Here is a 23,259-nt window from a genome sequence, read left to right as displayed (position 1 = left end):
GCGGCGCGCGGGCGGGTTTGTTGCCCGCCGCGCCCCGCGCCGCGCCTAGCTGGCCTTGCGGATCCCGACCATCCGCGCGCGGCCCCGCGGATCCTTGTCGAACAGGCTGGCCAGTTGCTCGGTCATCGCGCCGGCCAGCTGTTCCACGTCGGTGATCGTCACCGCGCGCTGGTAATAGCGCGTCACGTCATGGCCGATGCCGATGGCGATCAGTTCGACGGCCTTGCGCCGCTCCACCATGGCGATCACGTCGCGCAGGTGCTTTTCCAGGTAGTTCGCGGCATTGACCGACAGGGTGGAATCGTCGACCGGCGCGCCGTCGGAAATCACCATCAGGATCTTGCGCGCCTCGGGCCGGGCCATCATCCGCCGATGCGCCCATTCCAGCGCCTCGCCGTCGATGTTTTCCTTCAACAGGCCCTCTTTCATCATCAGCCCCAGGTTTTCCCGGGCCCGCCGCCAGGGCGCATCGGCCGATTTGTAGATGATGTGGCGCAGGTCGTTCAGCCGCCCCGGCGCCTGCGCACGCCCCTCGGCCAGCCAGCGTTCGCGCGACTGCCCGCCCTTCCACGCCCGGGTGGTAAAGCCCAGGATCTCCACCTTGACGTCGCAGCGCTCCAGCGTGCGCGCCAGAACGTCGGCGCAGATCGCGGCGATGGAAATCGGCCGCCCGCGCATGGACCCCGAATTGTCCAGCAGAAGCGTCACCACCGTGTCGCGGAACTCGGTGTCCTTTTCCACCTTGAAGGACAGGGGCGTCGTCGGGTTCGCCACCACGCGCGCCAGGCGGCCCGCATCCAGGATCCCTTCCTCGCGGTCGAACTCCCAGCTGCGGTTCTGCTGCGCCTGCAACCGGCGCTGCAACTTGTTGGCCAGCCGCCCCACGGCGCCCTTCAGCGGGTCCAGCTGCTGGTCCAGATAGGCGCGCAGCCGCTCCAGCTCGGCCGGTTCGGCCAGGTCCTCGGCGCGGATCTCCTCGTCGAACTCGGGGATAAAGACCTTGTATTCGGGATCGGCCTCGGAATGGGGGGCGGGGGGCGGCGGCTCCAGCGGGGCCTCGCCATCGGGCAGCTCGGTTTCCTCGCCCATCTCCATGTCGGCCATGTCGTCGGGGCTGACATGGGCCTGGGCCGCGTCCTGCATGTCGTCCTGCGACTGCTCGGGGCTGGCGTCGGCCTCTTCGCTCTCCTCGCCCTGCTCCTCGCCGTATTCCTCGGGCGCGTCGTCCTCGGATTCCGCGCTATCTTCCTGGTCCTCCTCCTCGTCGAAATCCGGGTCCTCGCCCAGCTGGTCGCCATAGCCCAGGTCGGTGATGACCTGGCGGGCGAACCGGGCAAAGGCCGCCTGGTCGGCCAACACGTCCTCCAGCCCCTCCAGCGTGCCGCCGGCCTGGTCCTCGATGAACCCGCGCCACAGCTCCATCGCGTTCCCGGCGCCCTCGGGCAGCGGGCGGCCCGTGGCCAGCTGGCGCACCATGTAGCCCGCGGCGACCGACAACGGCACCTCGCCCGCCTCGCGCGCCTGCCCATAGCCGCGCTTCGCCGCCTCGGCGGCGATCACGCAATCGATATTGCTGGCCGTGCCCGGCATGGCGCGCGCGCCCACCGCTTCGCAGCGGGCGGTCTCCATCGCCTCGTAAAGGTCGCGCGCCATCTGCCCCTGCGGACGATAGCGGGCATGTGTGGCACCGTCGTGATACCTGCGCCGCAGCGCAAAGGCATCCGCCGTCCCGCGCGCCAGCAGCACCTCCTCGCGTGTCATCCGCCGGCTGACCTGCGGCAGGCGCACCGCGTCGGCCGTCATCCCCGGCGGATCGACCGAGTAGGTCACGCCCATCTCGGGATCGTCGGCGAGCACCTTCGTCGCCTCGGCGAGCGCCTTCTTGAACGGGTCGGCGGGGTTGTCGGTGGGCTTGGCGGTCATGGAGGTCCGGATCCGGTGGGCTGGCGCTGGCCAATCTAGGGGTGTTGCAGGGGAATGGCCAGTGCCCCCAAACCGCCCCGGACCCGCGTTCCGGGTTTCGCCCCGGCTGTCGCCGGGGCGACCGGCTGGGGGCTCTGCCCCCAGACCCCCGGAGTATTTCCACCAGGAAAAAGACAAACCGGGCTCTTCTTCTGGCCGCAAATATCCCGGGGGGAGTCCGAAGGACGGGGGGCAGAGCCCCCCTTTGCGCGGCCGCTCTAGCCGCCCAGCAAAAGCCCCGTGCACGCGCCGATCCGTGCCGTGAGCGCGTCGCGGGCCCGGGTCATGCGGCCCGGGTCGTCGCTATAGGAGATGTCGGCCAGCAATCCCGCCATCTCGACCCAGCCGGCGGAACGCCAGCGCAGGGGGGCGTCTTGCGGCACGCCGTGGTCCATCGCGCTGGGCAGCGTGGCGTCCAGCATCATGTCGAACATCGCGCGCTGCTCGGCGGTTTCGCTCCAGGCCGGGTCGCGGTCGGCGTGCTGGCGGGTGGCCATGGCGGCCAGGCGGCCGGAACAGGTGGCGAACAGCTCGGCCCGTTGCCAGGGCGTGGCCGGGGTGGAGGGGGCGGCGAGGGCGGCCGGAGCGCAAAGGGCCGCGGCCAGGGCACCGCCGAGGATGCGTTCGGTCGAAGCTGCCATGGCACAAGGGTACGGCAGCCGGGGGATCGGTCAAGACTGTATATACAAACGATGTAAGAAAGCTGCGCGTCGGCACCGCGGCTGCCCGGTCAGTGCCCGGCCAGACCCCGCGCCTGCGCAAGATCGCGGCAGAGGCCGGAGAGCCATTCGTACTGGTCCTGCGCCGCGCGGTCGCCGTCGAGGATGGAACGTTGCAGCAGCACCAGGTAGACCGGCACCAGCGCGGCGATGCGCGCGTCGAGCGTGCCCGGGTCGGCGCCCATCTGCACCGCCGCCGCGCGAAAGGCGGCGGCCATCGCCGCGGCGGGTTCGGGGGGTGCGGGGTCGATCGCGTGGCGCGCGCGGAACCGGGCCGTGGCGGTCCACAGCGCGGCGCAATCGGGGGCGGGGAAGGCCGGGTCGGGCTGCGCGGCGGCCGGCGCCGTCAGCCCCGGGGCCAGGCCCGGGACCAGCGCCAGCGCGGCCCGGATCACCCCAGGCTCACGCTGGCGGCGCTTTCGGGCAGTTCCTCGTCGAACAGCCGCTGGTAGAATTCGGCCACGGTCGAGCGTTCCAGCTCGTCGCACTTGTTCAGGAAGGTCAGGCGGAACGCGTAGCCCACGTTGCGGAAGATCTCGGCGTTCTGCGCCCAGGCGATCACCGTCCGGGGGCTCATCACCGTGGACAGGTCGCCATTCATGAAGGCGGTGCGCGTCAGGTCGGCCACGGTGACCATGTGGCTGATTATCTTGCGGCCCTTGTCGGTGTTGTAATGCGGGCACTTGGCCAGGACGATCGCGGTTTCCGCGTCGTGGGACAGGTAGTTCAGCGTGGCCACCAGCGACCAGCGGTCCATCTGGCCCTGGTTGATCTGCTGGGTGCCGTGATACAGCCCCGTGGTGTCGCCCAGCCCCACGGTGTTCGCGGTGGCGAACAGCCGGAAATAGGGGTGCGGCGTGATCACCTCGTTCTGGTCCAGAAGCGTCAGCTTGCCGTCCACCTCCAGCACCCGCTGGATCACGAACATCACGTCGGCCCGGCCGGCGTCGTATTCGTCGAACACGATGGCGCAGGCGTGGCGCAGCGCCCAGGGCAGGATGCCTTCCTGGAACTCGGTGACCTGCTTGCCGTCCTTGAGCTTGATCGCGTCCTTGCCGATCAGGTCGATGCGCGAGATGTGCGAATCGAGGTTCACCCGCACGCAGGGCCAGTTCAGCCGCGCGGCCACCTGTTCGATATGGGTGGATTTCCCGGTGCCGTGATAGCCCTGGATCATCACCCGGCGGTTGTGCGAGAACCCGGCCAGGATCGCCAGCGTCGTGTCGGGGTCGAACTTGTAGGTGCTGTCCAGATCGGGCACCCGGTCGGTGCGGTCCTCGAAGCCCCTGACCACCATGTCGGTGTCGATTCCAAAGACATCGCGCACCGAGATGTCCTCGGTCGGTTTGACTACGCTGCTCATGCTCGGTCCGTCCATCGCTGCCTTGCGCCGTCTTGGAACATATCGTCCGGGCGTGCAAGGGGAAGGGGGCGCCCGGGCCCGATGCGGCCGTGCGCCCCGGCGGCGGCAACGTTTTTTCAACCTTTCTGGGGGAATTTCCGGGTCAGGCGTCCTGCGCGGGCCTTGGCCCCGCGCGGCGCAGGCAAGACACGTGTCGCCCCAGGCGAGTTCCTTTCTGTACGAGTTTCGACCGGCGATACCCGCAAATGCGCCCGGATCCGGGACGTATCTGCGGGCCCCGCCCGCCGCTGGCGGTGGGCGGGGCGTTGTTGCCCGGCAGCCCCTCCCTCGCGAGTCTTGCCCCCTGTTCCTGGTCCCTGTCCGATCATCTGCCCGGCACGCGGGTGTTTCGGTGCCGGTTTCGCCTTGGCTTTGCCAAGGCGACCGGCGGCCGGGGGCTGACGCCCCCGGCCGGCAGGTCGTGCGCGGGGCAGGGGCGGTCGAGGGCAAGGGCGGGGTTCGGGCCGGGGCGCGGGGCGAATGACGTGCGGGCCGGGCGGGTGTGGTTTCGCCTTGGCTTTGCCAAGGCGATCGGGGCCGGGGGCTGGCGCCCCCGGCCCCGTGGGCGTGGCGTTCCGTTTCCGCCGTGCTGCGCGCGCGATTGTGAGGTGCCGGGGCGGGCCGGGTTTCCTAGGGTGGCGCAAAGGAGGACATCATGATCCGACGCAGTTTCCTGACCGGGGCCGCCGCGCTGGCCCTGGCCGCGCCGAGGGCGCGCGCGGCCGAAAGCTTCGAGGTGACCCGGAGCGAGGCGGAGTGGAAGGCGATGCTGACCGACCTGGAATACCGGGTGATGCGCCGCGAGGGCACCGAGCGCGCCTTTAGCAGCCCGCTGAACGACGAGAAGCGGGCGGGCGTGTTCCATTGCCGGGGTTGCGACCTGGCACTGTACGATGCGGCCACCAAGTTCGACAGCGGCACCGGCTGGCCCAGCTTCTGGCAGGCGCGTCCGGGGGCGGTGGGCACCCGGGCCGACCGCAAGCTGTTGATGCTGCGCACCGAGGTGCATTGCCGGCGCTGCGGCAGCCACCTGGGCCACATCTTCGACGACGGCCCGCCGCCGACGGGCAAGCGGCATTGCATCAACGGGGTCAGCCTGGTGTTCCGTCCGGCCGAGGGCGCCTGAGGGGTTTCGCCTTGGCTGCGCCAAGGCGACCGGGGGCCGGGGGCTGACGCCCCCGGCCCTTTTGCGTCGGCGAAAGAGTGCGAGCGCGGGGCGAGACCGCGGGCCGGCGCGCGCGGTTCCGCGCCATGTCCCGTGGGTGGCGGGACCGGCGCGGCGGCGCGTTCAGCGGAAGCTGCGGCTGTCCTTGATCTGGTCCCAGGCCCAGACGACCTCTTGGAGGCGGTCCTCGTCGGCGCGGTTGCCGCCGTTCATGTCGGGGTGAAGATCCTTGACCAGCGACTTGTATTGCTTGCGGATTTCCACCTTGGACCAGCTGTCCTCGGCGCCCAGGATCTCCAGCGCCTTGCGTTCGGTGGGCGGCAGCCGCCGGGTTGCCCCGCCCGGCTTGCCGGGGTTGCGCGTCGCGTTCTCGCCCAGCACCTGGTGCGGGTCGTCCACCCCCAGCCGCGACCAGGCCCGCTGTTCGTCGCGGTTGCCGAAGGGCTTGGTCTCGCGCTCCCATACCCGGTCCTTGTCGATCTGGGCCTCGAATTCCTCTTCCGAGACGCCGTGGAAAAAGTTCCACTTCAGGTTGTATTCCCGGACATGGTCCTTGCAGAACCACAGGTACTCGTCCAGGTGGTCGGGCGATTTCGGCGCGCGGTACTGGCCCGGCTCGTTGCAGCCGGCATGTTCGCAGACCCGCTGCGAGGTCTCGAACGCGCCCGACATCCCCCGCCGCCCGCGGGTGCGCTTTTTCTTGTCCGCCGACACGGAGATGTCGAATCCGAAGGGATCGGTTTTCGTCATGGCCTGCCACCTTTTCGACTCGGACGAGAGAGTTTAGGGGTTTTGCGTCAGGAATGAAGGGGGCGAGCGTCGAAAAATGAGCATGACCGAGAAAATCCGCGGGCGGCTGCAGGCGGCCTTTGCCCCCGACCGGCTGGAGGTTGTCGATGACAGCGAACGCCACCGCGGCCATTCCGGCTGGCGCGAGGGGGGCGAGACGCATTTCCGCGTGACCATCGCCGCCCCCGCCTTTGGCGGGATGTCCCGGATCGAGCGGCACCGCGCCGTCCACCGCGCCCTCGGCCCCGAGCTGGTGGGCCGGATCCACGCGCTGGCGCTCAAGATCGAGTAGGTTACTCCTCGCGCGCCGGGCCCAGCGGCCGGCCGGGCCGGGGCGCGGCCTCGCGCCGGGCGGCCCCCAGCGACGGCGCGAAACGCGGCTCCGGCCCCGCCTCCAGCGAGGCCGCGGCCGCCGCCGCGATCGCCTCGGGGCTGTCGGCCACCCCGGTCTCGCCCCGCGCGCGCACCGCGCGGCGGAACACCAGCAGGTTCTGCGTGACCTCGACGCGCCTCGTCAGCCCCTTGCGCTCCACGCAAGGCAGGCTTTCGGCGCGCACGTAGTCCCAGCCCTCCGCGGCCATCGCGTTCAACGCCTCGGTCAGCGCCGCGGCGAACCGCTCGGCCGTCCCCTTCGCCCCCTTCGCCTTCGCGCCGCGTTCGGGCGCGGGCAGAACCCTGTACTCGTAAGCCATGTCAAAGACCCCGCTGGACCTGTCCGGTTCGATCTAGCCGATTCGGGCCGAAAGGCCACGCCCCCGCGGGGTCAGCCGTCCAGCGCGGCGAGTTTGGCGGCGATGCGGTCGCGGAGCCGGGTGCATTGATCGTGCTCGTGGCTCGTATGCTCGGGATCGAAGACCCGCAGCGCCGCCTCCACATGGCCCAGCGCCGCCTCCAGATGCGGGCGCGGCTCGTCGGTGGCGTCATGCGCCGCCATCGCCTCTTCCGCCAGCGCCATGTTCTCCTGCGTCGTGGCCCAGTCCACCGGGTGGTCGTCCTCGGTGCGGACGCGCAGCGCGGCGCGATAGGCCGCGACGGCCTCGGCCAGCAGGCCCGCACCTTCCGGCCCGGCGGTGCGGCGGCCCTGGGTCTGGAGCGCGATGGCGAGGTTCTGCATCGTCATGGCCCAGTCCACCGGGTGCGCCTCCTCGGTGACCACGCGCAGCGCGGCGCGATAGGCGGCGACGGCCTCGGCCAGCAGGCCCGCGCCCTCCGGTCCGGCGGTGCGCGCGCCCTGGGTCTGGAGCGCGATGGCGAGGTTCTGCATCGTCGTGGCCCAGTGCACCGGGTGCGCGTCCTCGGTGAACACGCGCAGCGCGGCGCGATAGGCTTCGACGGCCTCGGCCAGCAGGCCCGCGCCCTCCGGCCCGGCGGTGCGCGCGCCCTGGGTCTGGAGCGCGCCCGCGAGGTTCTGCATCGTCCTGGCCCAGTCCACCGGGTGCGCCTCCTCGGTGACGACGCGCAGCGCGTCGCGATAGGCGGCGACGGCCTCGTCCAGCAGGCCCGCGCCCTCCGGCCCGGCGGTGCGTTCGCCCTGGGTCTGGAGCGCGATGGCGAGGTTCTGCATCGTCCTGGCCCAGTCCACCGGGTGCGCCTCCTCGGTGACGACGCGCAGCGCGGCGCGATGGGCGGCGACGGCCTCGTCCAGCAGGCCCGCGCCCTCCGGCCCGGCGGTGCGTTCGCCCTGGGTCTGGAGCGCGATGGCGAGGTTGACATGGCCGCCCGCCCAAAGGTCCGGGTCTTTCTCACGCAACGGGTCGGTCAGCGCGGGGCGCGCCAGGTCGGCGGACAGGGCCAGACCCGGCCCGCCGAAGCGCAGCCCATGCGCGTAGAGCATGTCTTGATAGCCCAACAGCCGCCGCCGCGCCGGTTCCAGCGGGTCGACTGCGCGAAAGCTGTCGGCGGCGGCAGAGAGAACCGTGAAGGCTTGTTCCACCCGCCCGCGCAGCAGGGCGTTCCCGGCGCGCAGTTCGGCGGTTTTGGCGGCCTCTTCCAGTTCGACCTCCTGCACGCGCGACAAGAGGTTTTCCACCTCGTCCAGATCGCCCGCCTCGATGGCGCCCTTGGCGGCGGCTTTCAGGTTCGACAGCCGCTTCAGCCCGTCGTCGATAGCCTCCACCTCGGCCTTCAGCGCGCGGTAGTCCTTGGCCTTTTCGACCAGAAAGGCCTTGAGATCGGCCAGCGCCATGTCCTCGGGCGCGGTTTCGCCAAAGCGCAGGGCGATGGCCTCCAGCATGTCGCGCGATTGCGCTTCGAGGTTGGCCAGCCGTCCGTCGAGATTGTCGACCTTGGTCTCGATCCGCTTTTCCCGCTGCACCCGGTCCCGCACCAGCGCCGGGTCGAGGGCCTGTTTCAACCGCGGGTCGTTGCAGATCTCGGCCAGCAGGGGGCCGTAGAGGTCGCGAAAGGCCGCGATCATCTCGGGGCGGGTGTGCTCGGGGTCGGTCAGCCGCGCCACGAGGGAGTCGAGGATCGCGTCATGGTCCAGCCCGTGCGCCACGAAATCGTCGCCGCGGGGCAGGGCGCAGTCCAGCATCTGCGGCAGGAGTATCCGCGCGCCGTCCGGCTTGTCGAAGCGTTTGTCCTTCAGCGCGGTGGTCAGTTTCCGGCCAGTCTCGGCGCTGAGTTTGGCAAGGTCCGGGGTCCGGCCCGCCAGCCGGTCGTGGTGGTGCAGGTAGGCATCCAGCCCGGCCCCCGCCGCGGCCAGCCCCGTGGGGTCGACCGCCACCGCCGCGACGGTCACGATCAGTTTGCCGGTCTTCGCGTAATCCCCGGATTTGCCCAGCATCGCCTCGCACCCTGCACCCCGCGATCAAGGGTTACAGGCCGGCGGGCGGCCGATCAACCGGCGGCGGAGAGTCCGAAAAAGCTCATATGGGATTCATATGCGATTCATATGGAATTCATATGCTCACGCCGCCGTGAAAAGGGTTAACCGCCCAGCTTCTTCGCGACGATCTCGTTGACCGCCTGCGGGTTGGCCTTGCCGCCCGTGGCCTTCATCACCTGGCCCACGAACCAGCCCGCAAGCTTCGGATTCTGCTTGGCTTTTTCCACCTGTTCGGGGTTGGCGGCGATGATCTCGTCGACCACCTTCTCGATGGCGCCGGTATCGGTGACCTGTTTCATCCCCTCGGTGTCCACGATCTCTACCGGATCGCGCCCGGTTTCGATATGGATTTCAAGGACTTCCTTGGCGATCTTCGTAGAGATTTCGTTCGACGCCACAAGGGCCAGGATGGCCGCGTTAACCTCGGGTGCGGCGATTTCCGTCACCGCCACCTCGGCCTTGTTCGCCCGCCCCAGCACCTCGTTGATGACCCAGTTGGCGGTCTGTTTCCCGTCGCCTTTTCCGATGGATTTCTCGAAGTAATCGGCCAGCTCAACGTCCGCCGTCAGCACGCTCGCGTCGTATTCGGTCAGGCCGAAGTCCTTGACGAAGCGGGCCTTTTTCTCATCGGGCAGTTCCGGCAGGCTGGCCGCAATGTCATCCACCCAGCCCTGTTCGATCTCCAGCGGCAACAGGTCGGGGCAGGGGAAATAGCGGTAATCATGCGCCTCTTCCTTCGACCGCATCGACCGCGTCTCGCCCTTGTCGGGGTCATACAGCCGGGTTTCCTGCACGACGCTTCCGCCATCCTCGACGATGGCGATCTGGCGGCGGGCTTCGTACTCGATCGCTTGCTGGATGAAGCGCATCGAGTTCATGTTCTTGATTTCACAGCGTGTTCCCAGCACCGAATGGTCGCCGGTCTCGCGGTATTTCTCGTACGCGCCGGGTTCGCAGATCGACACGTTCACATCGGCCCGCAGGTTGCCGTTCTGCATGTTGCCGTCGCAGGTGCCGAGATAGCGCATGATCTGGCGCAGCTTGCCGACATAGGCCGCCGCCTCCTCGGGGCCGCGCAGATCCGGGCGGCTGACGATTTCCATCAGCGCGACGCCGGTGCGGTTGAGGTCGACGAAGGACATGTGCGGGTCCATGTCGTGGATCGACTTGCCCGCGTCCTGTTCGAGGTGAATCCGTTCGATGCGCACCAGGCGGGCCACGCCCGGGCCCATGTCGACCAGCACCTCGCCCTCGCCGACAATCGGATGATAAAGCTGGGAAATCTGGTAGCCCTGCGGCAGGTCGGGGTAGAAATAGTTCTTGCGGTCGAAGGCCGAGACCAGGTTGATCGCGGCCTTGAGCCCCAGCCCGGTGCGCACGGCCTGGGCCACGCAGAACTCGTTGATCACGGGCAGCATGCCGGGCATCGCGGCATCGACGAAGGCCACGTTGGAATTGGGTTCGGCGCCGAAGGCGGTCGAGGCGCCGGAAAACAGCTTGGCCCGGGACGACACCTGGGCGTGCACTTCCAGCCCGATCACCAGTTCCCAATCGGCCTTGGCGCCGGAGATCACCTTGGGTTTCGGGGCTTCGTAAGTCAGGTCGAGCATGGCGCACACTCCTTGGCGGGGATGGGCCGCGTTCTAGGCGAGGCGCGGGGGCGGGGCAAGACTCGCGCGCGGTTCACGCGAACTGCCGCGGCCCGTGGGGGCGGATCGGGGCGGAGATGGTGCTTGGGCGCAAGACGCCGGCATGGCCATCGGCCCGCTTTCGTCGCCAAGATCGCCGAAGAGATGCAGCGAGGCGGGCCCCGGCGCCGCGCCGCTTGAGCGGAGCTTTGCCACCGTGCCGGGCCGGGGGTTGCCCGGAGCCACATGAGTCGGCGATAAGGCGCTGCCGGGCGCGACCCGGTGTCGCCACGGATCCCCGGAATGCGCCGCCTTCTGCTTGCTGCCTGCCTGATCCTGCCCGTGTCCTGCGGAAGCGCCGAGGCGCCCCAACGGGCCGCCTTCGACACCGCCGGATTGCCGACGATGCGCTGGGATCACCGCCCGGAAGCAAGCACCTGGACCCGGGCCAGCCTGAGCGCGCTGTCGGATTATGGCGCGGCGCTGGCCGAGACGGTGCCGTCCGATATCGGGCGCTGGTGCCCGGCCTATCCAAAGGCCGGCCCCGCGCAGCGCCGGGCCTTTTGGGCGGGGTTGTTCTCGGCGCTGGCCAAGCATGAAAGCACCTGGAATCCCAAGGCGGTGGGCGGCGGCGGACGGTATATCGGGTTGATGCAGATCTCGCCCGCGACCGCGCGGTATCACGGCTGCGCGGCGACCAGCGCGGCCGAGTTGACGAATGGCGCGGCCAACCTGAAATGCGCGATCCGCATCGCCGCGGCCACGGTGCCGCGCGACGGCGTGGTGGCGGCGGGCGGCGGCGGCGTGGCCGCCGACTGGGGACCGATGACGGTGGCCGCCAAGCGCGAGGAAATCGCCGCCTGGACCCGCGCCCAGCCCTATTGCGGCGGCTAGGGGTGCGTGTGGCGTCATTCCGGGCGCAGTGCCCGTAATTGTGGCAAAGGGCGGGGTGCGGCGCCTTGCGGGCGCGGTGATGCATTGATATCTGCGCGTATAACCCGATAAATTCCATCGGAATTGACGCGCGAGGCAGGTTTTGAGCACCACGACCCCCCGGCTGGAAATCCGGAACATCACCCGGGCCTTCGACGGGCGGCGCGTCGTCGACGACGTGTCGTTCAAGGTGATGCCGGGGCAGGTGACCTGCCTGCTGGGGCCGTCGGGGTGCGGCAAGTCGACGACGCTGCGGGTGATCGCGGGCGTCGACATGCAGGATACGGGCGAGATCTATATCGACGGCAAGCTGATCTGCGACACCGTCTTCCGGGTGCCGCCCGAGCGGCGGTCGGTGGGGTTGATGTTCCAGGATTTCGCGCTGTTCCCGCATCTGAGCGTGGCCGAGAACGTGGCCTTCGGGTTGAGCGGGTCGCGCGCCGAGAAGCGGGCGCGGGTCGAGGAACTGCTGAGGCGGGTGGACCTGGGCCGCTATATCGACGACTACCCGCACCAGCTTTCGGGGGGCGAACAACAGCGCGTGGCGCTGGCCCGTGCGCTGGCGCCGCGGCCCAAGATCATGCTGATGGACGAGCCGTTTTCCGGGCTCGACAACCGGCTGCGCGACGAGATCCGCGACGAGACCCTGCGCGTGCTGAAGGAAGAGGGGGCCGCGGTCCTGCTGGTCACGCACGAACCCGACGAGGCGATGCGCATGGCCGACGAGATCGCCCTGATGCGGCGCGGCCGGATCGTCCAGCAGGGCGCGCCCTATAACCTGTACAACGCGCCGGTGGACCGGGCCGCGGCGGCATTCTTCAGCGATATCAACGTGATCCGCGGAAAGGTTCAGGGGCTTTTGACCGAGACGCCGTTCGGCCAGTTCCTGACGCCGGCGATGCCCGACGGATCGGAGGTGGACATCATCATCCGGCCCCAGCACGTTAAGATCGACTTCGACCGCAACGGCCGCGGCCCCAACCCGACGCCCGAGGACGGGGTGCCCGCGCGTGCCGTGGTCGAACGCGCGCGGTTCATGGGGTCGGAAAGCCTGGTCGAGTTCCGTATGGACTATGACGGGACGGTGCTGAAGGCGACGGTTCCGGCGGTCTTCCTGCCGAAGCCCGGCACGCCGATGTGGCTGATGATCCGGCGCGACCGCTGTTTCGTGTTCCCGTCGCCGGGGCAGGGGCGGGCGGCCCAGGTGGCCGGATAGGGGTTTCGCCTTGGCTTCGCCAAGGCGACCGGGGGCCGGGGGCTGACGCCCCCGGCACGCGGCGGTCTAGCCGTGCACCGCCACCGGCGCGCCGGATGCCATGTCGGTGCCGATATAGGGTTTGTGCGCGGTCTTCCACGCCGCGAACCCGCCCTCCAGGTGCGCCGCGTGGTCGTGGCCCGCGGCCAGGTATGCCTCGGCCACCTTGCGCGAGCGCACGCCCGAGCCGCAGTGGAACACGATGCGCTTGTCGCCTTCCTCGGGCAGGAACGAGGGGTCGTAGGCCGCCATCGGCAGCAGCAGCGAGCCGCGGATATATTCGAACATGTATTCCTGCGGCGTGCGCACGTCGATCAGCACGACGCGGCCCTCTGCCATGCCTTTCTGAAGGTCGTCGACCGTCCAGTGTTCCAGCACCTTGCCGTTCACGTCCTCGGTATGCATGGGGGTTCTCCTTGTGTCTCGGGGCCCGGCCGGGCCGGGATGGCGCAAGCTTGGACAAGGGCCCGCCGCCCCGCAAGCCTTGGCATCGGGGGGAAAGGGGCAAATAATCGCGGAAACCGCGCGGAATGGGTCTTTGATCTGCCGGCAAGACTGAATAGATGTGACAGACAGAATTCCAAGCGGGGCGGGGATGCGCCCGTCCGGAGGGAGAAGACATGCTGAACAATATCGGCCTTCCCGGCCTCCTGCTCATTGCCGTCGTGGTGCTGGTGCTTTTCGGGCGCGGCAAGATTTCGTCCCTGATGGGCGAGGTCGGCAAGGGCATCACCGCCTTCAAGAAGGGCGTGAAGGAGGAAACCGAAGAGGCCAAGCAAAGCCTCGAGGCCGCGCGCGACGTCACCCCCGAGGAAGACAAGGACAAGGCGTAGGACGCCTTGCCCGCTGCCCGTCGTGAGGCCCTGATCCCATGTTCGACCTCGGCTGGACCGAACTTCTTCTGATCGGCATCGTCGCGCTGATCGTGGTGGGCCCCAAGGACCTGCCGGGCATGTTCCGCACGCTGGGCCGGTTCACCGCCAAGGCGCGCAACATGGCGCGCGAGTTCCAGCGCGCGATGGACGACGCCGCCGACCAGGCCGGCGTCAAGGACATGGCCAACGACCTGAAGGACGCCGCAAACCCGCGCAAGATGGGCCTGGACAAGCTGAACGAGGCGGCCGAGAAATTCGAGAAATGGGAACCGAAACGCCCCGAAAAGGGTCCGGCCACCGCCGAGCTGACCGAAGAGCGCAAGGTCCAGTCCGACAAGATCCGCCGCGCGATGGAGGAGAAGGGCCAGGCCCGGCTTGATGCCGAGAAGGCGGCCGCGGCCGCCGACACCGCGGCCCCCGCACCGGCCCCCGACAGCAAGAGCGACGCATGAGCACCGACCAGATCGACGACAGCTCTGCGCCGCTGATCGAGCACCTGGCCGAGCTGCGCTCGCGCCTGATCTACTCGGTCGCGGCCTTTGTCGTGGCGATGGTGATCTGTTTCACCGTCTGGAACCCGATCTTCAATTTCCTGACCCACCCGATCTGCGGCGCGCTGGCCGAGCGCGGGCAGGATTGCGGGCTGTACCTGATCAAGCTGCAGGAAGGGTTCTTCGTCGCGATCCAGATATCGCTTGTCGGCGGTCTGGCGCTGGCCTTTCCGTTCATCGCCTACCAGATGTGGCGGTTCGTGGCGCCGGGGCTGTACCGGTCCGAGAAATCGGCCTTTCTGCCTTTCCTGATCGCCTCGCCCTTCATGTTCTTCCTGGGCGCGGCGTTCGCCTTTTACGTGGTCACGCCGCTGGCCTTCGACTTCTTCCTGGGCTTCCAGCAGGTGGGCAGCCTTGCGGCCGATGGGGGCGAGGTGCCCTCGGAAACCGCGGGTATCACCTTTCATGGCTCGGTGCAGGAATACCTGTCGCTGACGATCAAGTTCGTGCTGGCCTTTGGGCTGTGTTTCCAGTTGCCGGTTCTCTTGACGCTGATGGGCAAGGCGGGGTTGGTTTCTGCCGCGGGTCTCGGCTCGGTGCGGAAATATGCCGTGGTGGCCATCCTGGTGCTGGCCGCGCTGGTCACACCGCCCGACGTCATCACCCAGGTGATCCTGTTCGTGGTGGTCTACGGGCTTTACGAGATCTCGATCCTGCTGGTGCGCCGCGTCGAGAAGAAGCGCGAGAAGGAGTTGCGCGAGCAGGGCCTGTGGTTCGACGAAGACGAGGATGAAGACCCGCTGATGCGCGAGTTCGACGAGGGCGGGGACGCCCGCCCGTGACCGCCGACGCCCTGACCCGCATCGCCGAGGCGCTGGAGCGGATCAGCCCGGTGCCGGCCCGCGCGCCGGATTTCTCGGGTGCCGACGCCTTCGTCTGGCATGTTTCCCCCGACCGGCTGGCCCCGGTGGCGCAGGTCAACCGGGTCGACCTGTCGCTGTTGCAGGGGATCGACCGGTCGCGCGACACGTTGCTGGACAACACCCGCCATTTCGCCCGGGGCCTGCCCGCGAACAACGCGCTGCTGTGGGGCGCGCGCGGCATGGGCAAGTCGAGCCTCGTCAAGGCGGTGCATGCCGCGGTGGTGGCCGAGGGGCACGCGCTGAAGATCGTCGAGGTCCAGCGCGAGGACCTGCCATCCATCGGGCGGCTGCTGGGCCTGCTGCGTGGCGCGTCGGAACGGTTCATCCTGTTCTGCGACGACCTGTCCTTTTCCCATGACGACCAGCATTACAAGTCGCTCAAGGCGGTTCTGGACGGCGGGATCGAGGGGCGCCCCGAGAACGTGGTGTTCTACGCCACGTCGAACCGGCGCCACCTGATGCCGCGCGACATGATCGAGAACGAGCGCAGTTCCGCGATCAACCCCTCCGAGGCGGTCGAGGAAAAGGTCTCGCTGTCCGACCGGTTCGGGCTGTGGCTGGGTTTTCACCCCTGCAGCCAGGACGAATACCTGTCGATGATCGGCGGCTATTGCCAGGCCTGGGGGGTCGAGATCGACGCCGCCGACCTGCGCGCCGAGGCAATCGAATGGCAGGCCACCCGGGGCGCACGGTCGGGCCGCGTGGCGTGGCAGTTCTTCACCGATCTCGCGGCGCGCAAGGGCGTTCGGCTTTAGACGCGCGGCCTTGCCCGTCGGCCCCTGCCGGGGCGGGGCCGGGCGGGGCCTTGTCCGGTTTCCGTGACCAATGGCAAAGGATCGCCGGGGCGCAGCCCCGGCGCGGGTCGCCTCGCGCAGCGAGGCGAAACCGGACCGCTGCGATGACGTATCCGATCTGGGGGTGACCCCGGTGGCGTGGGGCCGGCACGGTGTCGTGGCCTTTTGGGATCCGTGCGGTGCCTGCCGCCGGTTTCGGCACGGCCCGGGCCGCAAGCTGCAACGCCAAAGGGCCGGGGGCGTCAGCCCCCGGCCCCCGGTCGCCTCGCGCAGCGAGGCGAAACCTGTTCGACAGGCGAATGACCCCGGACCCGGGGGGCGGTCCTACGGCGTCAGATAGGGCATCGGGTCGACGCTTTCGAAGCCCTTGCGCAACTCGAAATGCAGAAATGCCGGGCTGCCCGCGCGCACCTTGGCCACGTTCTGGCCGCGCTTGACCGCGTCGCCCTTCTGCACCGCGATCCCTTCGATATTGGCATAGACCGACAGCATGTTGTCGGGGTGGCGCACCACCAGGATCGGCACCTGTTCGGTGTCGCGGGTGATCGCGGCCACGGTGCCGTCGGCGGCGGCCTTCACCGCGCTGCCCGCGCGGGCCGAGATGTCGATCCCATCATTCTTGCCCTTCTGATAGCCGCGGATGATGCTGCCCTGCACCGGCATCGCGAAGGCGGCGCGGGCCGTGCCCTGGGTCTCCATTTTCGGGGAGGCCGGGGGTTCGGGCCTGGCCGCGGGCGTTTCTTCGCGCGGCAGGGGTTTCGCGGCGCTGGGCGGGGTCGGCGCGGGGGAACCTGCGCCCGGCCGCGTGGTCGCCGCGGGCGGGGCGGCGGCGGCGATCTCGTCGGCGGGGACCGGGATCAGCAGGAACTGACCCTCGCGCACCGACAGGTCGGGGCCCAGCCCGTTCCAGTCGGCCAGTGCGCGCGGCGTCACGTTGTAGAGCCGGGCGATGGAATAGGCGGTTTCGCCGCGCTCGACCTTGTGGCGCACGGGTTCCTGCCCCGGGGCGCCGGCCACGGCCGAGGGGGCGCCGGGCTGGGCGCGCTGGATCGCGTCGCCGGCCAGCGTGGTGATGTCGATCTGCCCGTCGCCGGCCGTCGCGCCGGCGGTGGCCACCATCCGGGGCAGGGCGATGATTTCGCCCTCGCGCAGTTGCGCGGCGCCGGGGATGCCGTTGAACCGGGCCAGTTCCTCGGCGGGCAGGCCGACCCGGTTCGCCACCGTGCCCACCGTGTCGCCACGGCGCGCCACGGCCACCTGGTAGGTCGGGTAGGAAATCACGCCGCGCGCATCCGGTTCCGGGCGCGGCGCGGCCTCGACCCGCACGGGCTGGTTGCGCCCGTTGTCGGCGAGATTGCGGAAATCGTAATCCCAGCCGCTTTCGCACCCGGCAAGCAGGCCGACACCCAGCCCCAGGGCCAGGACGCGGAAGGGCAAACGGGCAGGACGGTCGCCAATGGACATCGCTCGATCCTCACTGATGCGGGGCCCGTTTGCCCGGACCCTCGGACTATGACTAGTCGTTCCCGAGCCCCTCCACCAGCGGCACGAAACGCACCTCCCGGAGCTCGTCGTAATCCAGGCCGGTCTCGTTCCGGGTGACCTTGATCAGCCGCTGAACGGTGTCCGACTGCCCCACGGGCACGATCATGATACCGCCAACGCGCAGTTGCGCCAATAGGGGGCCGGGGGGATCCTCGGCCGCCGCGGTCACCAGGATGCGGTCGAAGGGTGCCTGTTCGGGCAACCCGTAGGAACCGTCGGCGGCGATGGCGGTGACATTGGTCAGCCCCAGCGCCTCGAACCGGGCCTGGGCATCGGCCACCAGGCGGCGGTGGCGTTCCACGGTATAGACCCGGCGCGCCAGCCGCGACAGGATCGCCGCCTGGTAGCCCGACCCCGTGCCCACCTCCAGCACCTTGTCGCGGGGTTGGATGTTCAGCGCCTGGGTCATGATCGCCACCACCGAGGGCTGGCTGATCGTCTGGCCGCAGGAAATCGGCAGCGGCATGTCCTCGTAGGCGCGGGGCGCGAAATGGCCCTTGATGAAAACGCCGCGGTCGATCTTTTCCATCGCGCCGAGAACGCGGGCATCGGTCACGCCCTTGGAGCGGAGCGCGAACAGGAACTGCATCTTGCGTTCGGCGGCGTCGTCCCCGGTCATTCCAGCCGTGCCTTCAGATCGTCGATCGCGTCATGGGCGGTCAGGTCCGCGCGCATCGGCGTCACCGCGATATAGCCGTCCAGGTTCAGCGCCGCGTCCGATCCCGGCGCGGTCGGCAGGTTCTGCGCGCCCCCCTTGATCCACAGGAACTTGCGCCCCGAGGGCGAGCGGTGCGGTTCCACCCCGAAGGAGGCGTCGCGGCGATAGCCTTGGGGGCCGACCCGCAGCCCCTTGACCTGATCGGCGGGGACCGGCGGGAAGTTCACGTTGTAGAACAGCCGGTAATCGGCGCTGTCCCAGTGGCCCTGGTCGACCAGCGCGCGCACCGTGGCCGCGCCATGGGCCGCGGCGGCCTCGAATTGCAGCGCCTCGTCGAAGTTCAGCGGGCCCAGGTATTGAGACAGTGCGATCGCGGGCAGCCCCTGAAGGGCGGCCTCCATCGCGCCGCCCAGCGTGCCGGAATAAAGCGCGTTCTCGGCGGCGTTGTTGCCGCGATTGACCCCCGACAGCACCAGGTCGGGCCGGGCATCGGCCATCACGTCGTAAAGCCCCGCAAGCACACAATCGGCGGGCGAGCCTTCGGCGGCAAAGCGGCGGGGCCCCAGCTCGGCGATCATCATCGGGTGGGTATAGGAAATTTTGTGCGCCACGCCCGATTGTTCGAAGGCGGGCGCGACGACCCAGACCTCGCCCTCGGGGCCGGCGATGTCCTGCGCTATGGCCTCCAGCACCCGGAGGCCCGGGGCGTTGATGCCATCGTCGTTGGTGATGAGAATGCGCATGCCTGCCTGCCGCCTTGTGCCTTTGGCCCTTCCTTAGAGACAAGAACGGTGACCGTAAAGCATGTGGCGCGGGCGGGCGGGCCCGCCCGGCCCGCGGGGATCAGCCAAGCCCCAGTTCGGTCACCATCCTGCGCGCCTCGTCGGCCGGGCGGGCCAGGGTCTCGGTGTTCTCGCCGGGATAAAGCCGGTTGCGGTGGTTGGTGGGCATCGGCGCGGGCACGAAGCGGCGGACATGCACGTCCTGAAGGCGCGACTGTTCGGCCTCCCAGGCGGTGAACAACGCGCGCTGGGCCGACTTGCAGGCGGCATAGGCGCCCAGGAACGGGCCTTCGGCGGCATCGTCGATCAGAACCGCCGTTCCGCCGCCTTCGGCGGTGCGCAGAAGCGGCGCGATGAACTGCATCAGCACGGCCAGTGCCTCGACATTCGCGGCGACGGCCTTGGTCCAGAATTTCAGGTCGACCTGTTCGGCCGGGCTGAAGGGGGGCGACTGGATCGCGGCATGGACCCAGATATCCACGTGGCCCCACCGGTCGTAGATGCCCCGGCACAGCGTGCGCATGGCATCCGTTTCGGTGATGTCCATGGGCGCCAGCGTGGCATGGCCGCCTGCCGCCTGGATACGGTCGTCGAGTTCCTCGAGCGCACCGGTGGTGCGGCCGACGGCGACGACGTGATAGCCCAGCCGGGCCAGCTCTTCGGCGGCCGCCGCGCCGAACCCGCGCGAGGCGCCTGTCACAAGGGCAATTTTCTGATTTGTCATGACCGGTCTTTGGAATACCCGAGTGTTGTAGTCAAGATGCTCTGCGCAGGCGGATCCCCGTGGGCGGGGGTGACACGGGCGCGCAGGGCCGCCGCGATGCGGCTGCGCTCACTCCGCCGCCTTGGTCTGGAATCCCTTCGCGATCATGTCGGAGGGCGCGACCGGGTATTCGCCCGAGAAACAGGCGTCGCAATATTGCGGGCACTTAGCGTTCCGGCCATTGGCCTCGCCCACGGCGCGGTAGAGCCCGTCCAGCGAGATGAAGCGCAGGCTGTCCACCTCGAGGTGCTGGCGCATCTCTTCCTCGGACATGTGGGAGGCGAGCAATTTCTCGCGCTCGGGCGTATCGACGCCGTAGAAACAGGGCCAGGCGGTGGGCGGGCTGGCGATGCGGAAATGCACCTCGGCGGCGCCCGCGTCCAGGATCATTTCCTTGATCTTGCGGCTGGTGGTGCCGCGCACGACCGAGTCGTCCACCAGGATCACCCGCTTGCCCTCGATCAGCGCGCGGTTGACGTTCAGTTTCAGCCGGACGCCCATGTTGCGGATCTGTTCGGTCGGCTCGATGAAGGTGCGGCCCATGTACTGGTTGCGGATGATCCCCATGCCATAGGGAATGCCGGACTCGAAGGCATAGCCGATGGCCGCGGGGGTGCCGCTGTCGGGCACGGGGCAGACCAGGTCGGCCTCGACTGGCGCCTCGCGGGCCAGTTCCACGCCGATCTGGCGGCGGGTTTCATAGACCGACCGCCCGCCCAGGATCGAATCGGGGCGGGAGAAATAGACATGTTCGAAGATGCAGAAACGCGAGCTGACCCGTTCGAACGGGTAAAAGCTTTCGACGCCCTTCTCGGGCGAGATCACGACCATTTCCCCGGGCTCGACGTCGCGCACGAACTCGGCGCCGATGATGTCGAGGGCACAGGTTTCGGAACTGAGCACCCAGCCCTCGCCCAGACGGCCCAGCACCAGCGGGCGCACGCCCAGCGGGTCGCGCACGCCGATCAGCTTGGTCCGGGTCATGGCGACCACGGAAAAGGCGCCCTCGACCCGGCGGAGCGCGTCCTTCATCCGCTCGGGGATGTTCTTCTGGAAGGACCGCGCCATCAGGTGGATGATGCATTCGCTGTCGGACGAGCTTTGGAAGATCGAGCCGTGGTTGATCAGCTCGCGCCGAAGCGCGTTGGCATTGGTTATGTTGCCGTTATGGGCGATCGCCGCCCCGCCCATCGAGAACTCGCCGAAAAAGGGCTGCACGTCGCGGATCGCGGTCTGGCCCTTGGACCCGGCGGTGGAATAGCGGACGTGCCCGATGGCCAGCGTGCCGGGCAGGGTCTCCATCAGGCTGGCCTTGGTGAAGTTGTCGCGCACATAGCCGAAGCGGCGGGCCGAGTTGAACCCGGTTTCGGGATCATAGCTGACGATGCCGCCGGCCTCCTGGCCGCGATGCTGCAGGGCGTGCAGGCCGAGGGCGACGAAATTGGCGGCCTCGGACAGGCCGATCACGCCGTAGACGCCGCATTCCTCGCGCAGCTTGTCGTCATCGAAGGGATGGGCGGGGGGCAGATCGCCTTTCGGCGTATCATGCGGGGACGTCGGGCGCATGGGCAGCGGGGCTCCGAATCCATATGGCGGGGACTGGCCCCTCTCTACGCGCTTGGGCGCGCGGTGTCACGAAAGGATCACAAAAGAACACGCCGGTATCGCGCCGGGCATCCAAGCGGTGGCGTTCACTCGACCTGGGGCAGGCGGCGGGGTTCGGCGGGTTCGGCACAACTGCCCATCAGCGCCTCGTATTGTCCGGTCAGCCAGCCCAGCGCCTTGTCGGGGTCGGACTGGGCGATGCGGTCGGTCAGCGAGGCGAAGATCTCGGCCGAGCGGGAATTGTCGACCACCGCGTAGCTTTCGGTCGTGACCACCATGCCGTAGACAAGGAAGGCCACCGCGATCAGCAGCACGCCGCGCGCCACGCCGAACAGAAAACCCAGGCCCTGGTCCAGCCCGCCCAGCACCGAGCCCTGGATCATCGAGGACAAAAGCGGCGTGAACAGCGACACGGCGACCAGCGCGACCATGAACACCACGGCGAAGGCCGCCAGGATCGCCAGTTCGCATGACCCGCCGATCACGTTGCCCAGAACGGGAATTTCGTAGATCAGCGGTTCGACCTGGGGGGCGAAGATGAACGCCACGACCGCGGCCACGATCCAGCCCGCGATGGCCATCACCTCGCGCACGAAGCCGCGCGAATAGGCCAGGATCGCGGACAGCAGGATGACGACGGCGACGCCCCCGTCCACTGCGGTGAACCCTTCCATGCTCGTCCCTCCTCGGCCTTATCCGGCGCCGAATGTCTCTCCGACGAAGGCGGCAAGATCGGCGATCTGGCGCACGCTCATGCCCGTCGGCGCGCCCAGTTTGCTGTTGGCGGGCGCGATGGCCGTGGAAAAACCAAGTTTCTGCGCCTCTTTCAACCTGTTTTCCGTCTGGCCCACCGGCCGCAGCGCGCCCGACAGGGATATCTCGCCGAAAAGGACACAGTTCGGCGCCAATGCGACATCTTCGCGGGCACTCAGAAGCGCGGCGGCCACGGCAAGGTCGGCGGCGGGTTCGGTGACGCGAAGTCCGCCGGCCACGTTCAGGAACACGTCGAGCCCGGCGAAGGGGATGCCGCAGCGGGCCTCGAGCACGGCAAGCGTGGTGGACAGCCGCCCCGCGTCGAGGCCGACGACCGTGCGCCGCGGCGTGCCCAGCGGCGAGGGGGCGACGAGGGCCTGGATTTCGGTCAGGACGGGGCGGGTGCCCTCGATGCCGGCGAAAACGGCGGTGCCGGGCGCGGGTTCACCCCGGTCGGACAGGAACAGGGCCGAGGGGTTGCGCACCTCGGCCAGGCCCTGGCCGGTCATCTCGAACACGCCGATCTCGTCGGCGGGGCCGAAGCGGTTCTTGACCGCGCGCAGGATTCGGAACTGGTGGCCGCGCTCGCCCTCGAAGTAAAGCACGGTATCGACCATGTGCTCGACCACGCGGGGGCCGGCGATCTGGCCCTCTTTCGTCACATGGCCCACCAGCATCACCGCGCTGCCCCGGCGTTTCGCGAAGGCGGTCAGTTCATGCGCGGCGGCGCGAACCTGGGTGACCGAGCCCGGCGCGCTGTCGACCTGGTCGGCCCACATGGTCTGGATCGAGTCGATGATGGCAAGATCGGGCTTCTCGGCATCCAGCGTCGTCAGGATGTCGCGCAGGTTGGTTTCGGTGGCGAGTTTCACCGGGGCATCGGCCAGCCCGAGGCGCTGGGCGCGCATTCGCACCTGGGCGCTGGCTTCCTCGCCCGAGATGTAGACGCAGGATAGCCCCCTGCGGGCGAAAGCGGCGGTGGCCTGCAGAAGAAGGGTGGACTTGCCGATGCCGGGATCGCCCCCCACCAGGATCGCCGAGGCCGGCACGAGGCCGCCGCCCAGCACCCGGTCGAACTCGTCGATGCCGCTGGCCGCGCGGGGCGGTTCGGGGTCGGTCGAGGCGAGGTCTGAGAGGGGGAGCGTCTTGCCCCGCACGCTGCCCAGCGATTTCGACGCGGGGGCGGCGGAAAGGGGGGTGTCTTCCTGGATGGTGTTCCACGCCCCGCAGGCATCGCAGCGCCCCGCCCATTTCTGGTGGGACGCGCCGCAGGCGGTGCAGGTGAAAAGGGTCGGAGCCTTGGCCATGGCCTTTCCTGCCCCAGCGGCGCGGGGCGGGCAAGGGGGCTCTCCCGCCCCCGGGCCTGCGCGCGGCCTGCGCCGCGCTGGTC

24 protein-coding genes are annotated in these 23,259 nt (G+C 68.9%); 8 read left to right on the top strand and 16 right to left on the bottom strand.

All coding sequences use genetic code 11. From position 1 onward, the window contains the following. Positions 1-45 precede the first annotated feature (45 nt). From cobT to cobS, 4 genes are all read right to left on the bottom strand, one after another. On the bottom strand, positions 46-1,923 hold the full coding sequence (gene cobT, locus EV662_RS04600; RefSeq protein ID WP_132460962.1) for a cobaltochelatase subunit CobT: 1,878 nt from the start codon (positions 1,921-1,923) through the stop codon (positions 46-48). 257 nt (positions 1,924-2,180) lie between these two features. Then, a complete protein-coding gene (locus tag EV662_RS04595) occupies positions 2,181-2,603 on the bottom strand; it encodes a hypothetical protein (protein ID WP_132460961.1) in 423 nt (140 codons plus the stop codon). An 89-nt stretch (positions 2,604-2,692) separates the two neighbouring features. Next, the gene (locus tag EV662_RS04590; RefSeq protein ID WP_132460960.1) at positions 2,693-3,076 is read right to left on the bottom strand and encodes a hypothetical protein; all 384 of its coding nucleotides are present in this window, start codon (positions 3,074-3,076) and stop codon (positions 2,693-2,695) included. Further along, positions 3,073-4,044 carry a cobaltochelatase subunit CobS gene (gene cobS / locus EV662_RS04585; RefSeq protein WP_132460959.1) on the bottom strand — a complete coding sequence of 324 codons (972 nt, stop codon included), beginning with the start codon at positions 4,042-4,044 and terminating at the stop codon, positions 3,073-3,075. Before cobS ends, EV662_RS04590 begins: the two co-directional genes overlap by 4 nt. 694 nt (positions 4,045-4,738) lie before the next feature. On the opposite strand from cobS, the gene msrB reads away from it, so the two are divergent. After that, positions 4,739-5,209 carry a peptide-methionine (R)-S-oxide reductase MsrB gene (msrB, locus tag EV662_RS04580; protein ID WP_132460958.1) on the top strand — a complete coding sequence of 157 codons (471 nt, stop codon included), beginning with the start codon at positions 4,739-4,741 and terminating at the stop codon, positions 5,207-5,209. A gap of 162 nt (positions 5,210-5,371) precedes the next feature. On the opposite strand, the gene EV662_RS04575 is transcribed toward msrB, so the two are convergent. Continuing rightward, a complete protein-coding gene (locus tag EV662_RS04575; protein WP_132460957.1) occupies positions 5,372-5,998 on the bottom strand; it encodes a DnaJ domain-containing protein in 627 nt (208 codons plus the stop codon). Between the two features lie 76 nt (positions 5,999-6,074). Between EV662_RS04575 and EV662_RS04570 the strand changes: the two genes are divergently transcribed. Continuing rightward, positions 6,075-6,329 (top strand): BolA family protein, encoded by a 255-nt coding sequence (locus EV662_RS04570; RefSeq protein ID WP_132460956.1) that lies wholly within the window; start codon positions 6,075-6,077, stop codon positions 6,327-6,329. Between the two features lies 1 nt (position 6,330). Here the strand turns inward: EV662_RS04570 and EV662_RS04565 are convergent, their stop codons facing one another. The 3 genes from EV662_RS04565 to gatB form a co-directional block, all read right to left on the bottom strand. Continuing rightward, positions 6,331-6,729 carry a DUF4177 domain-containing protein gene (locus EV662_RS04565; RefSeq protein WP_132460955.1) on the bottom strand — a complete coding sequence of 133 codons (399 nt, stop codon included), beginning with the start codon at positions 6,727-6,729 and terminating at the stop codon, positions 6,331-6,333. 71 nt (positions 6,730-6,800) lie between these two features. After that, positions 6,801-8,822, bottom strand: coding sequence for a coiled-coil domain-containing protein (locus EV662_RS04560; protein WP_132460954.1), 2,022 nt, complete (start codon positions 8,820-8,822; stop codon positions 6,801-6,803). Positions 8,823-8,965: 143 nt separating this feature from the next. Then, positions 8,966-10,474 carry an Asp-tRNA(Asn)/Glu-tRNA(Gln) amidotransferase subunit GatB gene (gene gatB / locus EV662_RS04555; protein ID WP_132460953.1) on the bottom strand — a complete coding sequence of 503 codons (1,509 nt, stop codon included), beginning with the start codon at positions 10,472-10,474 and terminating at the stop codon, positions 8,966-8,968. A gap of 321 nt (positions 10,475-10,795) precedes the next feature. On the opposite strand from gatB, the gene EV662_RS04550 reads away from it, so the two are divergent. Continuing rightward, a complete protein-coding gene (locus EV662_RS04550) occupies positions 10,796-11,386 on the top strand; it encodes a transglycosylase SLT domain-containing protein (protein ID WP_132460952.1) in 591 nt (196 codons plus the stop codon). Positions 11,387-11,528: 142 nt separating this feature from the next. Beyond that, complete coding sequence (locus tag EV662_RS04545; protein WP_132460951.1) at positions 11,529-12,641, top strand: ABC transporter ATP-binding protein; 1,113 nt, start codon at positions 11,529-11,531, stop codon at positions 12,639-12,641. A 66-nt stretch (positions 12,642-12,707) separates the two neighbouring features. Here EV662_RS04545 and EV662_RS04540 read toward each other — a convergent pair whose 3' ends face one another. Then, positions 12,708-13,085 (bottom strand): rhodanese-like domain-containing protein, encoded by a 378-nt coding sequence (locus EV662_RS04540; protein WP_132460950.1) that lies wholly within the window; start codon positions 13,083-13,085, stop codon positions 12,708-12,710. A gap of 215 nt (positions 13,086-13,300) precedes the next feature. On the opposite strand from EV662_RS04540, the gene tatA reads away from it, so the two are divergent. From tatA to EV662_RS04520, 4 genes are read left to right on the top strand one after another with little or no spacing between them, the layout of a single operon-like run. Further along, positions 13,301-13,513 carry a twin-arginine translocase TatA/TatE family subunit gene (tatA, locus tag EV662_RS04535; protein ID WP_132460949.1) on the top strand — a complete coding sequence of 71 codons (213 nt, stop codon included), beginning with the start codon at positions 13,301-13,303 and terminating at the stop codon, positions 13,511-13,513. 38 nt (positions 13,514-13,551) lie between these two features. Further along, a complete protein-coding gene (tatB, locus tag EV662_RS04530; RefSeq protein WP_132460948.1) occupies positions 13,552-14,007 on the top strand; it encodes a Sec-independent protein translocase protein TatB in 456 nt (151 codons plus the stop codon). After that, a complete protein-coding gene (gene tatC, locus EV662_RS04525) occupies positions 14,004-14,888 on the top strand; it encodes a twin-arginine translocase subunit TatC (protein ID WP_132460947.1) in 885 nt (294 codons plus the stop codon). Before tatB ends, tatC begins: the two co-directional genes overlap by 4 nt. After that, positions 14,885-15,724, top strand: coding sequence for an ATP-binding protein (locus EV662_RS04520; RefSeq protein ID WP_132460946.1), 840 nt, complete (start codon positions 14,885-14,887; stop codon positions 15,722-15,724). Before tatC ends, EV662_RS04520 begins: the two co-directional genes overlap by 4 nt. 363 nt (positions 15,725-16,087) lie before the next feature. Here the strand turns inward: EV662_RS04520 and EV662_RS04515 are convergent, their stop codons facing one another. From EV662_RS04515 to radA, 7 genes are all read right to left on the bottom strand, one after another. Then, complete coding sequence (locus EV662_RS04515) at positions 16,088-17,227, bottom strand: peptidoglycan DD-metalloendopeptidase family protein (RefSeq protein WP_132460945.1); 1,140 nt, start codon at positions 17,225-17,227, stop codon at positions 16,088-16,090. Between the two features lie 52 nt (positions 17,228-17,279). Continuing rightward, positions 17,280-17,927 (bottom strand): protein-L-isoaspartate(D-aspartate) O-methyltransferase, encoded by a 648-nt coding sequence (locus EV662_RS04510; RefSeq protein WP_132460944.1) that lies wholly within the window; start codon positions 17,925-17,927, stop codon positions 17,280-17,282. Further along, positions 17,924-18,709 carry a 5'/3'-nucleotidase SurE gene (surE, locus tag EV662_RS04505; protein WP_132460943.1) on the bottom strand — a complete coding sequence of 262 codons (786 nt, stop codon included), beginning with the start codon at positions 18,707-18,709 and terminating at the stop codon, positions 17,924-17,926. The genes EV662_RS04510 and surE overlap by 4 nt, the downstream gene beginning before the upstream one ends. A gap of 100 nt (positions 18,710-18,809) precedes the next feature. Further along, positions 18,810-19,472 carry an SDR family NAD(P)-dependent oxidoreductase gene (locus EV662_RS04500; RefSeq protein WP_132460942.1) on the bottom strand — a complete coding sequence of 221 codons (663 nt, stop codon included), beginning with the start codon at positions 19,470-19,472 and terminating at the stop codon, positions 18,810-18,812. A gap of 108 nt (positions 19,473-19,580) precedes the next feature. Further along, the gene (gene purF, locus EV662_RS04495) at positions 19,581-21,077 is read right to left on the bottom strand and encodes an amidophosphoribosyltransferase (protein WP_132460941.1); all 1,497 of its coding nucleotides are present in this window, start codon (positions 21,075-21,077) and stop codon (positions 19,581-19,583) included. A gap of 125 nt (positions 21,078-21,202) precedes the next feature. After that, the gene (locus tag EV662_RS04490) at positions 21,203-21,790 is read right to left on the bottom strand and encodes a CvpA family protein (RefSeq protein WP_132460940.1); all 588 of its coding nucleotides are present in this window, start codon (positions 21,788-21,790) and stop codon (positions 21,203-21,205) included. Positions 21,791-21,808: 18 nt separating this feature from the next. After that, on the bottom strand, positions 21,809-23,176 hold the full coding sequence (gene radA, locus EV662_RS04485; protein WP_132460939.1) for a DNA repair protein RadA: 1,368 nt from the start codon (positions 23,174-23,176) through the stop codon (positions 21,809-21,811). Positions 23,177-23,259 lie beyond the last annotated feature (83 nt).

Origin of the sequence: Rhodovulum marinum, assembly GCF_004343075.1 — a bacterium.
GTDB classification, from domain to species: Bacteria; Pseudomonadota; Alphaproteobacteria; order Rhodobacterales; family Rhodobacteraceae; genus Rhodovulum; species Rhodovulum marinum.
Note: the sequence above shows the minus strand (reverse complement) of the source record. Positions and strands in the feature narration are given on the sequence as shown.